At 59.0% G+C, this 13,387-nt stretch carries 9 protein-coding genes and 1 other RNA gene; 3 read left to right on the top strand and 7 right to left on the bottom strand.

What is annotated here, in order from left to right:
* Nucleotides 1–17: 17 nt before the first annotated feature.
* The 4 genes from dnaX to DUD43_RS04340 all read right to left on the bottom strand — a co-directional run bounded on the left by dnaX (nucleotide 18) and on the right by DUD43_RS04340 (nucleotide 8,648).
* Entirely contained in the window at nucleotides 18–2,468 is a 2,451-nt protein-coding gene (dnaX, locus tag DUD43_RS04355) for a DNA polymerase III subunit gamma/tau (protein ID WP_153229297.1), read from the bottom strand.
* A 115-nt stretch (nucleotides 2,469–2,583) separates the two neighbouring features.
* An RNA gene (gene ffs / locus DUD43_RS04350) (signal recognition particle sRNA small type) lies at nucleotides 2,584–2,681 on the bottom strand.
* Nucleotides 2,682–2,697: 16 nt separating this feature from the next.
* The gene (locus DUD43_RS04345) at nucleotides 2,698–6,000 is read right to left on the bottom strand and encodes a UvrD-helicase domain-containing protein (protein ID WP_153229296.1); all 3,303 of its coding nucleotides are present in this window, start codon (nucleotides 5,998–6,000) and stop codon (nucleotides 2,698–2,700) included.
* Nucleotides 6,000–8,648 (bottom strand): PD-(D/E)XK nuclease family protein, encoded by a 2,649-nt coding sequence (locus DUD43_RS04340; protein ID WP_153229295.1) that lies wholly within the window; start codon nucleotides 8,646–8,648, stop codon nucleotides 6,000–6,002. Before DUD43_RS04340 ends, DUD43_RS04345 begins: the two co-directional genes overlap by 1 nt.
* A 108-nt stretch (nucleotides 8,649–8,756) precedes the next feature.
* Here DUD43_RS04340 and DUD43_RS04335 point away from each other — a divergent pair, with 108 nt between their 5' ends.
* Nucleotides 8,757–9,569, top strand: a complete 813-nt coding sequence (locus DUD43_RS04335) for a TOBE domain-containing protein (protein ID WP_042483735.1) — start codon at nucleotides 8,757–8,759, stop codon at nucleotides 9,567–9,569.
* Here the strand turns inward: DUD43_RS04335 and DUD43_RS04330 are convergent.
* From DUD43_RS04330 to modA, 3 genes are read right to left on the bottom strand one after another with little or no spacing between them, the layout of a single operon-like run.
* Nucleotides 9,559–10,260, bottom strand: coding sequence for a sulfate/molybdate ABC transporter ATP-binding protein (locus DUD43_RS04330; RefSeq protein ID WP_045930992.1), 702 nt, complete (start codon nucleotides 10,258–10,260; stop codon nucleotides 9,559–9,561). The genes DUD43_RS04335 and DUD43_RS04330 overlap by 11 nt on opposite strands.
* On the bottom strand, nucleotides 10,257–10,937 hold the full coding sequence (modB, locus tag DUD43_RS04325) for a molybdate ABC transporter permease subunit (protein WP_042483729.1): 681 nt from the start codon (nucleotides 10,935–10,937) through the stop codon (nucleotides 10,257–10,259). Before modB ends, DUD43_RS04330 begins: the two co-directional genes overlap by 4 nt.
* 18 nt (nucleotides 10,938–10,955) lie before the next feature.
* Nucleotides 10,956–11,705 carry a molybdate ABC transporter substrate-binding protein gene (gene modA / locus DUD43_RS04320; RefSeq protein WP_153229294.1) on the bottom strand — a complete coding sequence of 250 codons (750 nt, stop codon included), beginning with the start codon at nucleotides 11,703–11,705 and terminating at the stop codon, nucleotides 10,956–10,958.
* Nucleotides 11,706–11,892: 187 nt separating this feature from the next.
* Here modA and xerD point away from each other — a divergent pair, with 187 nt between their 5' ends.
* Both xerD and ybaK read left to right on the top strand, forming a co-directional pair.
* Nucleotides 11,893–12,789, top strand: a complete 897-nt coding sequence (xerD, locus tag DUD43_RS04315) for a site-specific tyrosine recombinase XerD (RefSeq protein ID WP_153229293.1) — start codon at nucleotides 11,893–11,895, stop codon at nucleotides 12,787–12,789.
* Nucleotides 12,790–12,804: 15 nt separating this feature from the next.
* On the top strand, nucleotides 12,805–13,299 hold the full coding sequence (gene ybaK, locus DUD43_RS04310) for a Cys-tRNA(Pro) deacylase (RefSeq protein WP_153229292.1): 495 nt from the start codon (nucleotides 12,805–12,807) through the stop codon (nucleotides 13,297–13,299).
* Nucleotides 13,300–13,387: the final 88 nt, after the last annotated feature.

Here is a 13,387-nt window from a genome sequence, read left to right as displayed (position 1 = left end):
AATTGACAAGGGGCCATTCAGGCGGCCCGAACCAAAGGAGCAGCCTTGATCGACCCGGCTTTGACGCTGCCATCAAAGTCCTGGATCAGGCTCAAGACAAAGGGATCCTGGGCAACCTGCTCTTCGGCCTGCCGCTGACGCTCGGCCAGCTTGGCCTGCTCCACGGCATGCGCGGTGGCATCGCCCGTATCCCCGTATTCGATGACCAACTGAATGGACTGGGCAAAGTATTCCGACAAGACGGTGCGCAAGCGCGCTTTGCCCTGGCTGCCTTCAGTGGCCTTGATTTTGGCACGCAGGTGGATTTCCTGGCCTTTCACGCCCAGCCATTCGCTCTGGCGAGCCAGTTCGGCGGCCCAGCCGCTTAAGGGCAAGCTGGTTGCCACATCGGGCCAGGTTTCCGGTTTCATGCCACCCAGACGAACCGCACGCGGGCTGTCCGAGCCGCCTTGCGGCACGGGTAGTCCCAGTTCGGTGTCGGGCATGAAGCGATCGGACATGGACACAGACGGTACATCGCCATCTTCTTCGGCACGAGCCGCGTCCATATCCAAAGGCTGGTAATTCTCGAACTCTTCGTCCATGCCCTCGGACAACCAGGCGGGCTCTTCCGGGCCGTCCTGGGTGGAGGCGGCTGGCGGAGCTTCTTCGGCCACGGGCTCTACACGAGCGGCTGTCTGAGCCTGAGAGGACATCAGGGGCTGAGCACTGCTTTTGCCCTGGGTTTTGGAAGGTTCTGCTGCAGGGTCGGCAGAGGAGTCTGCCTGGTCTGCGGAGGTGGACTCTGCGGCTGGCTGGGCTGACGAAGCGGATGGCGTTGATGGCGCTTGGGCGGCTTCAACAGCGCTGCTGTCAGCAACTGCGGTCGCAGCTTCTTGAGGCTGACTGGTCGCGGAACGGGCGTCAAAGTTTGCATCCGCTGGGGCAGACTCTGAAGAGTCATAGCTACCCCCTGCCCCGGCAGGTTCGGGAGCATCTTCCCAGGCTGGGACAAAATCGTCGTCCACAGGAATGGATTCTGCGACAGGCGCTGCTTGGGCTGCATGTGCACTGGCAACACCAGCGGCCGGGGCGGCTGTGGGGGCAGAAGCCTGTGCCTGCTGAGACGCGGCCTGTGGGTCAACCGCAGGCTGAGCTGTTTGCGCTGCTTGTACGGCTTGTGCGGTTTGCGTGCTCGGCTCTGTTTGCGCTCCCTGCGCAGCTGGCTGTACAGGCGCGGCAGAGGCGGTATCAACAGAGGCTGCAGAAGCAACTGATGCCGACGCAAGCTCTGAGGCAGCGGGGGCTGTCGCAGGAGCGGGAGCAGCCTGAGCCGCGCCAGCACCAGCACCAGCAGTATCAGACCCCGAAGGCCCTGCTGGCGGTGGCACATACGCCGAGACAGGCTCGGGCAACAAGGCCAGCATGCGCAAGCAAGCCATCACAAAACCGGCGTACTCATCCGGAGCCAAAGACAGCTCCTGACGGCTATGCACCGCTACCGAATAAAACAACTGCACATGATCGGGCGAGAGCGTGGGCGCCAATTGCCGCACTGCTTCTGCCAAAGGATCATCATCAGAAATCGTGCCGGGAATGCGCTGCTCGATGGCGATACGGGACAACAAGGTGGCCAAATCCGCCAGAGCACCCGAATAAGACAGGCCACGCAAGGCCAGATCATCAGCCACACCCATAATGGCCTGCGCATCGTAAGCGACCAGCGCTTGCAGCAATTGCGCCAGATGGCGTTGATCAATGGTGCCCAACATAGCTTGCACAGCCTGGGCGCTAAGATCGCCCGCGCTATAAGCAATGGCCTGATCGCTTAGCGACAAGGCATCCCGCATGGAGCCATCGGCTGCCTGTGCCAGCAAACGCAAGGCGGGCAGCTCGAACTGCATTTCTTCCTGGGTCAGAATGTCCTGCAAATGGCCCACAATCGCAGGCACTGTCATCTGCTTCAAATTGAATTGCAGACAGCGCGACAAGACCGTAACCGGAATTTTTTGCGGGTCCGTGGTGGCCAGAATGAATTTGACGTGCGCTGGCGGTTCTTCCAGCGTCTTGAGCATGGCGTTGAAAGCGTGCCCGGTCAGCATGTGAACTTCGTCAATCATGTAGACCTTGTAGCGGCCCGAGCTGGGGGCGTAGACCGCCTGCTCCAGCAACTGGGTCATCTCTTCCACGCCGCGGTTGGAGGCGGCGTCCAGCTCTACATAATCAATAAAACGGCCAGCATCAATCTCGGTACAAGCGCGGCAAACGCCACAGGGCTTGGAGGTGATGCCGGTTTCACAGTTCAGCGACTTGGCCAGAATACGCGACAAGGTGGTCTTGCCCACGCCGCGTGTGCCCGTAAACAGCCAGGCATGGTGCAGGCGCTGGGTATCCAGGGCGTGCGTCAGAGCGCGCACCACGTGGTCCTGACCAACCAGGGTGTCAAAGGAGCGAGGGCGCCACTTGCGGGCCAGAACGAGATAGGTCATGCGAATTCCGGACGGCGTGAACCATCAATACAAATAAGCGAAAGGAAAAGTGTACCGGATTCGGTGCTGAAGGGAAGCAGATAGACCGGGCGCGCATAACCCGATAAGCAAATGAAGTGGCGAGCCTGACTCCGGCACTGATTCTGCACGGCTGTGGCTGCTTCGTTCCCGACCTGACCAGATTCACCGCCGAACCATGCGGAGGGGCCCGCCGACCAATAGTGTAGCATTAATACGGCAGCCAAAGATCGGCTCTCGGGAAATAAAGCGCAGCCTGCGCGGGCCGTCCATCCAGAGCCTGCACCTGCTCACAATAACGCTGCAATTGCGGTGCATAACGATCCAGCATTCGGGCCTTGAAATCATCCAGACTTTCATGCTCGGCAGGCCGTCCGGTCTTGTAATCCACCACCAGCCAGTGATCTTCCTGGGAAATGGCCAGGTCGATAATCGACACCCGGCCACTAACGTCCAGCAAGGACCATTCCCGATACGCGCGGCTGACACCCAGCAACCAGCGGCCCCGTTCGGTCTGCACAGTTGCGGCAATGGCCTCAAACAAGGACTGGGCAGCATCATCCAGATAGGTGGCGGGCACACCGGCCCGCTGCAACTGGCGACGCATCACGGCGCGGCTTTGCCGCAAGCGTTCTACCGGCCACTGCTCCAGACCTTCACGACCCAGCTTTTCCAGCCAGTCGTGGGCAACCGTACCGATGGCTTTTTCATGAGTTGTATCCAGGGACCACTGCCAGCTTTGATATTGCGGGCTGGCACTCTGCAACTGCTCGGGCGCTGCAGCGGGCGGGCTCACCACACGCTGCAATAGTGCAGCAGAACTTTGCCCGGACTCCTCTTGCTGTCCGCCCTGCTCGGCTTGCCACACCGGAGCCTGCGGCTGATCCAGGACAGGCCAGACCCGGCTCAACAAGGAACGGCCATCCGGCTCACGCAGGCCCTTGTCCTGGGTGATGCTCAGTTCCGCAAACAGATGCAGTTCCTGACGAGCTCGCGTCAGGGCTACGTATAAAAGACGATGGCTTTCCTGCTCGGCTCGGATACGCTCCCGCGCCGCCAGAAACTGCGATACCGGGTCACGCTGCTCACTGCCCTTGTGACTGATCGGTCCCAGAATCAGGCGCTCGGCGCTGTGCTCCAGACGAATCAAGGGCTCGGAATCGGCTGCCGACTGCTTGTGCAAGCCAAACAAGATAACGGTTTCAAACTCCAGACCCTTGGATTTGTGAATCGTCATCACCTCCACGGCCTTGCCCGTACCTTGCGGAGTGGCGTACAGCGATTCCACGCGGGCCTGCAATTGCTGCTGATCGGGCGGCCCGTAGGGGCACAGCTCTTCCAGCAGGCGCAAGACTTGTTCCGCATCCGCCTGATCGGCCAGACTTGGGTAGACTTGCGGCCCGCCCAGGCGCGTCCAGCATTCCTGTACCCAGGCAGCAAAAGGCATCAAGCCACTGCGATTGCCTTTATCCAGCAAGATCTGGCAGGCAAACAGCAGACGGGAGCGCTCGTTGGCATCCCAATCTGCAAAATCCTGATTGTGTGTAAGCTCGGCCAAGGTCTGCGTAGGATGCAAGGCACACAGGCGATGCAGGCTCTCCAAACGCAGGCCGATCAATGGCGAACGCAATACGGACAGCCAGGCCAGTCGATCTGCCGGGTGGGCCAAGGCACGGACCAGTTGCACCAAATCCGCCACCACAGGGCGCTGCTGCAAGGGCTCCAGCTCTACGGCTCGGCACGGGATGCCCTGCTCGCCCAGCTTGCGCACCAAACCATGCAAGTGGGAGCGGGCTCGTACCAGAATCGCCACCGGGTGTTCGCTATCCTGATAACGCTCCAGAGCTTGAGCCGCGCATTGAACCGCCTCTTCCACTGCACGTTCCTGAGCCGCTTGCTGCGAAGGCACGGCATCCTCTCCCCGTGCTACCCGGAAATGCCAGGAAGGGTGGAAGTGCACCGCCCACTCGGGAATGTCCGGTTTGAAGGCAGTCGAGTGTTCGTAGGTGACCATGCCCAGATCCGGGTCAGGTCGCGCCGGAAACAGTTGCGCCCCCACCTTGTTTACCCACTCCACCAAGCGCGGGTGCGACCGGAAGTTATTGCTAAGGTTCAGCGGTTCCAGCTCCACTTCACCCAGGCATCGGGCTTGCCAGACTTGCAGAAACAAACCCACTTCCGCCTTGCGGAAACGGTAAATGGACTGCATGGGGTCACCCACCAGAAACAGACTGCGCCCGTCACCCGGTTCCCAGCCGCTGGTCAGGCGCTCCAGCAATTGCACCTGGGATTGGCTGGTGTCCTGAAACTCGTCGACCAGCAAATGTCGTATGGATCTGTCCATGCGCAAGAGCAGCTCGCCCGGCTCGTCTGCGTCACCCAGGGCTTGTAGGGCACGTTGAGCAATCTCGGTGAAATCGACCTCGGCTTTCTCGGCAAAGCGCAGCTTTAATTGCGCCGCAGCCAGCCATAAAACCTGAATCAAATTGGACAGGACTTCTTGCTGCTGCGCGGAATATTGCTCTGGCAAAAGGCGCGCACTAGCCAGGCGAGCAATCCAGGGTTCTGCCCCCAGACAATTGCCCAACCATTCGGTCAGAATTTCTTTTTGTGCCGTTTTCGGGGGAAAGCCATTACGCACCGTCAGGCTTTTGCGCAGATCGCCTTTATCCGTCAGCAACAAGGCTGCCAGACCACGCCAGCGCGGCAAATCATCCATGACCGGGGCCAGGTTGTCACCGTGCCAATCCGCCAGGGCCAACACATCGCCGCTTTCCAGATTCGAGGCCGCAAAGCAGGCCAAGGGGGCCAAGGTCCGCGCCCAGCCGGGTGGCAAAGAATCGCTTAGCTGTTGCAGCTGATGCTCTACTACCTTGCGCAAACTCTCTTGCAGCAAGGCCACATCACCGCCCTGCCCCACGGCTGGCAACCACTGATCGCGGCTGGCCAACATACCGGCCAACAGAGCTTGCGCCTGCAGCAGGTTCACATCCATATGCTCCAGAAAGCGCGCCACGCTGGGCACGCTTTCTGCCATCTCCAGCGTGGCCCAGGCCGCCGCTTCGTAATGCTCCTGTGCCTTATCGGTAATAGCGGGCACCCCACCCAACCCCGTAATCCAGGGCATGGCACGCACCAGGTGAGCACACAAGGAATCGATGGTACGGATACTCAAGCGTGCCGGATAGGCCAGCAAATCCCACTGCTGTTCGTGATTACGCTGCATGGCCGCGCGCGCCAGCTCCCAACTACGTACCCGATAAGGCTCGGCAGGACGTTCCTGATTGGCAGCGGCCAACTTCTCCAGCACACGCGCATGCATTTCAGCCGCGGCTTTACGGGTGAAGGTAATGGCCACAATTTCTTCTGGCCGCTGCACGCGAGCCAGCAAGGCCAGAATCCGGTCAGTCAGCAGTTCCGTCTTGCCGGAGCCGGCTGGGGCTTGCACCAGAAAGGAGGACTCGGGGTCCAGTGCCCGTGCACGGGCGGGGCTATCGCTAGGGACTGTCAGCATTACACCTCTCCTCCATTGTCTTGGAGGTCTTCCTGGAACAAACGTAAAAAGGGCAAAACATCGCAATACAGCAAATCGTTGCGGTTCCAGATCTGGTTGGCCGCCTGCCCTTGCAGGAACTCATCCGCCAAGCCTTCTACCGCCTGTTTCCACTGCACGATTTGTGCGGTCCACTGCTGGGCGCTTTCCAGTTCGGTCAGGCCCTCAATATCCATACCGGGTGCGGCCAAGCCGCTTAGGCCCACCTGACGGGCATGCAAGCGCACAAAGGCCAAGCCACTGACGCTACGGCCTTGATCCTGCAAGGCGGCAGCATAAAACGGCAATTGCAGATTCACGGGCCTGGGTCGCAGCCAGTCTTTATCAGGCCGCAGCTCGCCTATGCCGGTTTTGTAATCCAGCAGCAATTGCTCGCCATCGGCCAGATCATCCAGACGGTCCAGACGCAGGTTCAGGCGCAACAAGCCACGGTTCCAGCTCAACTCGTGCTCCGTCGCCCCCAGCGCAAATGGCGGACGCTGGGCTTCCTGATGAGCGTACTCATTCAGGACCACCAGACCGCGCTCCATTTCCAGGCTGCGCAACACCGGGCCGTAATCGGCCAGCTCTTCCTGAGCGGCCTGTTCGATACATGCTTGCACCACATCCAGCAGCGAATCCTCGCCAATCAGCTCATGCAGGCTGTCCTGATCCTTCACACGCAGCCAGAACAATTCGACGGCGCGGTGCAGGAACATCCCACGTGTATTCATATCGCCGACACGGGCGTAATCGGGCAAGGCCTGACCATGCAGGCGGAACTTCACAAAAGCCCACAAGGGATTGCGAGCCTGCGTATCCAGCACACTGATCCCGCCGCGTATACGCTCTTCCAGCTTCAGGCTGGGACCTTGCTCGTCCAGCAGGGCTTCCTGTGCGACGGCCTGCTCTGCCTGCACCGCCCACGGCATTTCCAACACAGGCCACTGGGCAATCAAGGGACTGGGTCTTAGTTCCTGTTCGCCTTGATGCAAAGGTGCGCTTAGCAAAACCTGATTGCCACAGCGCAGCAAGGCGCTCAACATCCAGCGCGCCCATTCCAGCTCCCGCTCTGGCGTGCTGCGGGGAGCTTGCACCCGGCGCAGCACCTGGGCAGGAATCAAGGGATTCGGTTTGACGGCGGCGGGCAAAATATCGTCAGTCAGGCCCAGCACCCATACAGCATCCCAGCGCCCACCTTCCGCTTCCAGAAAACCCAGCACGTCCAGACGGGAACGCGGGTCTCGTTGTGGCTGGAACAGATTTTCACGGGCCATGCGAGCCAGAGCGCTTTGCGCCCTCAAGGCACTGATACGCCCCAGGACAGGCGCTTGCTGTGCCAGTTGCAGCAGCAAGGCTTCCAAGGCTTCCAAGGTTTGAAACTGGGCACTGTCCAGACGGTTGGTTCCCGGAAAGCCCAAGGCTTCCAGACATTGGCGCATGACCGACGCCCAGGTATCCACCCCTTGAGCGCCTGACGACACGGACTCGAAGCGCTCCACCGCCTTGCCCCAGGCCAGAGCCAGTTCGGGCGTGTGGAAGCTGAGCATGTCGGCAAATTCTTTACGGCTCACTTGCGTGATGCGATTGTCGCGCCAAGCCTTGTCAATACGGGCACGGCCACCCGCTTCGGACTGCTCGGCCTGACATGCCCCGAAACGCAAGGCTTCGCCCAGCATGGCCGGCTCGGCCTGCCCCTTGGTCGCCAGCGTAAACAAGGCTTTCAACCAGGCCAGGGCAGCTTCAACTACCGGCCATTCAGCCAAGGATCGGGCCGCTGCCACGTTATAGGGCAAAGCGCCTTGATCCGTGTGCATGGCCTGCCGCAAGAGACGATGCACCAGCGGCAATTGTGTTTCCAGCTGCGCCGCCACAATGGCTACCGTGCGATTCGGGTCCTCGTCCAATTGACGACGCGCCCATTGCACGGCCAAGCGCCATTCCGTATCCGCATCCTGCGCCTGTACTCGATGTACCTCAGTCGCCAGGGCCTCTTCATGCTGCAGCTGCAGAATCTCTACCCCCATATCCTGCAAACCACTCAAGAGGCTTTGCAGACGCGGCGAATATTCGTGAAAACCATGCAGCACCATATGGCGATGACGTATGTGCAAGGCTCCAGCCTGCACCGCTTTCAGCACGCGCTCGGCAGCCAGATTCGCGTCATCCAGGTCTGCCTGCTCCAGGCTTTGCCGATAATGAGAGCGCCATTGCATGAAGCGCTCGAAATCCACACTGGCTTCACCGGGTTTCAGCTCGATACTCCATTCATCCAGCAAGGTATCGGCTTCACAAGCCAGACGCGCCGCCTGGCCTACATCCAGAAAATAGCCCTCTTCCTCGCACTGCTCGATGCTGTGTTCCCAACGCTGCAAGGCGGCGAAACGATCCATCTGGTGCGCGGCCGGTTGCCACTGTTCGGAAAAACAGAGCTGATCGCTGGCCTGTGCCAACCACGCGCCCAAGGGCACGATTTCCGGCACGGCCACCGTCCCGCCTGCTCCGGCCAGACGGGCCGACAAATGTCCCAGCAGGCGGCGCGCATAGCGCTTGTTCACGGTCAGGACAACCGTCTCGGCACTATTGAGCTCCTGCAATTGAGCCATGGAAACAGCAGGGGTGTCGTACATAGAAAAAACCAGTTAAGGTTGCAAGAAAACAGAACGGCCAGCAGCGCTGATCCGGCCATTGTACCGGCGCTCTATCCCTAGTTTGCTCCCGCCCTTACACTTATCACCATGTCTAGTTCAAACACTCCCAATACCGAATTAACCGGCAGCCTGTCGCTGCGTACTGGCGACCATACCTGGGGCAGCGCCCGCCGTATGGCCTTGCTGGCGGCCATTGCCGAGCAGGGTTCGATCTCTGCCGCTGCCCGTCATATTGGCATCAGCTACAAGGCGGCCTGGGACGCCATCGACATCATGAACAATATGGCGGGCGAACCTCTGGTGCTGCGCAGTACGGGCGGTCATCGTGGTGGCGGTGCCACCCTAACGCCCAAAGCCATCGAACTGCTGGAGCTGTATCAAACCTACGACCGGCTGCATCAACGCTTCATGAGCCGTATTGGTCGTTTAATGCCTTCCGTGGCGACTCAAATGGAGTTACTCCAAACCATGATCATGCAAACTTCGGCTCGCAACCAACTGCCCGGCATCGTTACCACGATCAAGACCGGCGCCGTCAATGACGAAATTCATGTGGATATTGGCCAAGGCCAAACCGTTGTTGCTTCGATTACACGGGAAAGCACAGAAAACCTGGGCCTGCGTGAAGGGCAGAAGGTTCTGGCCTTTCTGAAAGCGTCCTCGATCATGATTGGCACGGGCGACACCCGCAACTCTCTATCCGCTCGCAATCAGCTACCCGGCACCATTACGGACGTCATTACCGGTGCCGTCAATGCAGAAGTACGCCTGGAACTACCACAGGGCCTGACAGTAACCGCCAGCATCACCCTGGACAGCACACAGCGCTTGCACCTGGAAGCAGGCCAGTCCGCCTATGCGCTGTTCAAGGCATCCAGCGTGATGATCGCTACGCTGTAAGGACTTCCAGATCCGCGCTGGTACAGCATTCAATGATGCGCCCCTCGCGAATACGATAGACCTCTTGGGCTAAGGCCCTGGCATCTTCGGGATCGTGTGTGATCAAGATGGTGGGAATATCGATCTGGCTTTGCAACTGAGCCAGTTCAGCCCGCAAACGAGCACGCAAATCCTGATCCAGGGCCGCCAAAGGCTCATCCAGCAAGAGCAGTTGAGGTTGAATAGCCAAGGCTCGCGCCAAGGCACAACGCTGCTTTTGCCCGCCCGACAATTGGGCGGGGTAGCTGCTCAATACCGACTCCAGCTGAAACGCTTCTACCCAACGCTGGGCAGCTGCAGGCATGTCCCGCACGGAGCGGTTGAACAAGCCTGTATTCAAACCAAAGCAAATATTCTGTGCCGCTGTCAGATGCGGGAACAGACCGTAGTCCTGAAACAGATAGGCCACCCGACGCTCGCGCGGCTTCAGGTTGATGCCTTTTTCAGAATCAAAGTAGACCTGATCGCCAATCTGAATACGACCATGATCGGGCCGTAACAAGCCCGCCACGCTTTGCACCGTCAGGGACTTGCCCGAGCCCGAAGGCCCGTACAAGGCAATATGACGGGCTTCAGTTTGAATCTGAATATTCAAGTCGAAATGACGGGCCTCGCTGACCACTGTGCGTTGAATCTGTACATTCAGGCTCATTGCATCCCTCTTTTGCGGCGTACGTGACGGGGTGACAAAGCACTGGTACTCCACAAGACCAGCACACAAGTAATCGAAATAATGGCGACTAGCACTAAAGCCTGCTGATCCTCGCCCGCCTGCACCGCCTCGTAAATGGCGATGGACATGGTCTGGGTGCGCCCCGGTATGCTGCCAGCAATCATCAAGGTCGCGCCAAACTCGCCCAGGGCGCGGGCAAAGGCCAGCAAAACACCGGCCATGATGCCACGCGCAGCCAAAGGCAGGCTGACACGAAAGAAAATGGCCAAAGGTTTCAGGCCCAGCACGCTGGCGGCATTTTCCAGACGGGGGTCCACATCCTCAAAAGCCGCACGCGCGGCCTTCAAAATCATGGGAAAAGCTACGACAGTCGCGGCAATCACCGCGCCCTGCCAAGTAAAGACCAGTTCAATCCCCATACTGGAGAGCCATTGCCCAAAGGTACTGCGTCGACCCAGCAAGACCAGCAGGTAATAGCCGATAACGGTAGGCGGCAAGACCATGGGCAAGGTCAGGATGGAATCAAGCAGGTCACACCAACGCGACTGCCAGCGTGACAAGGCATAGGCCACCCCTATACCCAGCACACAGGCGAACAAGGTCGCCCAACCGGCGACCTTGAGCGATAACCACAGGGGAATCCAAAGTGAAGTCATCCGTCTATCAAAATCCTATCAAGGCTTGGCAAAACCGTATTTTGCCAGCACTTGCTGCCCGGATTCGGACATGACGAAATCCTGGAAGGCCTGAGCCTTGTCATTACGGCCTTCGCGCTGCACCAGGGCGATGGGGTAAGTGACAGGTTCCGTGGTCTTGAGCACTTCCAGCACTTCCACCTTGTCTTTCATGATGGCCGCGTCGGTAGCGAACACGAAACCGGCTTCCACTTCACCGCGGGCAACGTAATCCAGCACCTGGCGCACGTTTTGCCCCAGAATTTCGCGTTGTTTGACTGCGTCCCACTGACCGGCCTTTTCCAGAGCAGCCTGGGTGTAGCGGCCTACAGGCACAACAGCCGGGTTACCCAAAGCCACGCGTTTGACTTCTGCCTTGCCCAGATCGCCAGCGTTGCTCACTTTGGCGGGGTTATCAGTCGGCACAATCAGCACAACCTGATTCTGTACAAAATTCTTGCGGGTAGCAGGATCCACAGCCTTGGCTTCTTCCGCCTTGTTCATGGCTTTCTGGTCGGCCGAGGCAAACACATCCACCGGAGCACCATTGACGATCTGCTGCAGCAATACATCCGATGCGGCGAAGCTGGTCAGCACCTTGGTGCCGGGGTGCTCTGCCTCAAACTGGCCTGCCAGTTCCTTGAAAGCATTGGTCAGGCTGGCAGCCGCGGCCACAACCAACTCATCAGCTTGTGCTGTACTTTGCAGAAACAGGGATAAGGCGGCTACCGATACGACGCGTTTGAACATTGTTTTCTCCTCCGGGACGGGTGTAACGAATTAGTATAATCAGGAAATATATATAGGTATATAGCGTAAATCTACCCATCCACTGAATGAAGGTCATCACCCCGGAGTGATAGCATGATGGCTTTCCCGCTTCATTCCGGCTCCCAAAAGCTCGCTGACCGCCCCGCTTTACGACTCTTTCATCCCCATGACGCAAGCCAGTCTGATTTCCGATTTCATCACCATGCTCTGGTTGCAAGACGGCCTGTCCGCCAACACGCAGCAAGCGTATCGGCAGGACCTGGAGCGCCTGGAGGAATGGGCACAGCAAGAACGCGAAGGCAAAGCACTGGAGCAACTGGAAGCCAGTGATTTGCGCGAATGGATGGCCAGCCAGGCCGACCAGAGCAAGGCCAGCACGGCCAACCGCAGACTGGCCACCTTGCGCCGCTTTTACGATTGGACAGTGCAAGAAGGCATGCGGCAGGACGACCCCTGTCTGGACTTGAGCAGCGCCCGACAAGCCCCGCGTATCCCGCACACCTTGTCTGAAGAGCAGGTTGAACGCCTGCTGGCCGCACCGGACATCCATAATCCTTTGGGACTGCGCGATCGCTGCATGCTGGAAACCCTGTATGCCAGCGGTTTGCGCGTCACGGAGCTGACTGAACTGCCCCTGCAAAACCTGAGCCTGAGCGATGGCGTACTGCGCATCGACCAGGGCAAGGGCGGCAAGGACAGGCTGGTGCCCTTGGGGCAGGAAGCCCTGCACTGGATCGAGCGCTATATGCAGGAATCCCGCCCTGCCCTGCTGGGCCAGCGCCGCAGTGACTTTGTCTTTATTACGGGGCGTGGCACCTGCATGAGCCGCCAGTCCTTCTGGCTGATCGTCAAGAAATATGCGCTGCAGGCCGGGATTCTGGCCCCCTTGTCCCCGCACGTTTTGCGCCATGCTTTTGCGACCCATTTGCTCAATCACGGCGCCGACTTGCGCGTGGTGCAGATGCTCCTGGGACACGCCGACATTTCCACGACCCAGATTTATACTCATGTGGCACGTGAGCGCTTGAAAGCCTTGCACGCAGCCCATCATCCACGCGCCTGAGCGCCCTACCAAGATATGGCTAAAGAAAAACACGTTAGCGAAACACCGGCCACGCAATGGCTACGTAAAAATGGCATTTCCTTTACCGAGCATAGCTACAACTATGTCGATCATGGCGGAGCCATGGAAGCAGCGGCCCAGTTGGGTCTGGACCTGCACCGGGTGGCCAAGACCCTGATCATGGAAGATGAAAACGCCAAGCCCTTGGTCATCGTGATGCACGGCGACCGTGAAGTCTCTACCAAGAATCTGGCCCGTCAAACCGGCGCGAAAAAGATCGCGCCCTGCAAACCGGATGTGGCCCAGCGCCATTCCGGTTATATGGTTGGCGGTACCTCGCCCTTTGCCACCCGCAAGGCCATGCCTGTGTGGCTGGAAGAAGAACTGCTGGAGTTCGACACCATTTACATCAATGGTGGCCGACGCGGCTATTTGCTGGGTATCAACCCCCAGGTTCTGATCGACAAGCTGGGGGCACGACCAGTACAAGCGGGTCTGGAAAAAGGTTGAGCTTAAAAAGGCTGATCTTATTGAGCAGCAAATACAAAAAAGACGGAGCTATTAGCCCGTCTTTTTTTATGCCCCTCGCTTGCTTGAA

It is taken from the genome of Alcaligenes faecalis (assembly GCF_009497775.1).
Taxonomy (GTDB): domain Bacteria; phylum Pseudomonadota; class Gammaproteobacteria; order Burkholderiales; family Burkholderiaceae_B; genus Alcaligenes; species Alcaligenes faecalis_D.
The sequence above is the reverse complement of the archived record's forward strand: the minus strand, read 5'-3'. Positions and strand labels throughout refer to the sequence as shown.

Coding starts and splice junctions, on each gene's coding strand:
- DUD43_RS04330 (WP_045930992.1), bottom strand. CDS start 10,260: ATGAGCCTGAATGTACAGATTCAACGCACAGTGGTCAGCGAGGCCCGT.
- dnaX (WP_153229297.1), bottom strand. CDS start 2,468: ATGACCTATCTCGTTCTGGCCCGCAAGTGGCGCCCTCGCTCCTTTGAC.
- DUD43_RS04335 (WP_042483735.1), top strand. CDS start 8,757: ATGTCTAGTTCAAACACTCCCAATACCGAATTAACCGGCAGCCTGTCG.
- DUD43_RS04340 (WP_153229295.1), bottom strand. CDS start 8,648: ATGTACGACACCCCTGCTGTTTCCATGGCTCAATTGCAGGAGCTCAAT.
- DUD43_RS04345 (WP_153229296.1), bottom strand. CDS start 6,000: ATGCTGACAGTCCCTAGCGATAGCCCCGCCCGTGCACGGGCACTGGAC.
- ybaK (WP_153229292.1), top strand. CDS start 12,805: ATGGCTAAAGAAAAACACGTTAGCGAAACACCGGCCACGCAATGGCTA.
- modA (WP_153229294.1), bottom strand. CDS start 11,705: ATGTTCAAACGCGTCGTATCGGTAGCCGCCTTATCCCTGTTTCTGCAA.
- modB (WP_042483729.1), bottom strand. CDS start 10,937: ATGACTTCACTTTGGATTCCCCTGTGGTTATCGCTCAAGGTCGCCGGT.
- xerD (WP_153229293.1), top strand. CDS start 11,893: ATGACGCAAGCCAGTCTGATTTCCGATTTCATCACCATGCTCTGGTTG.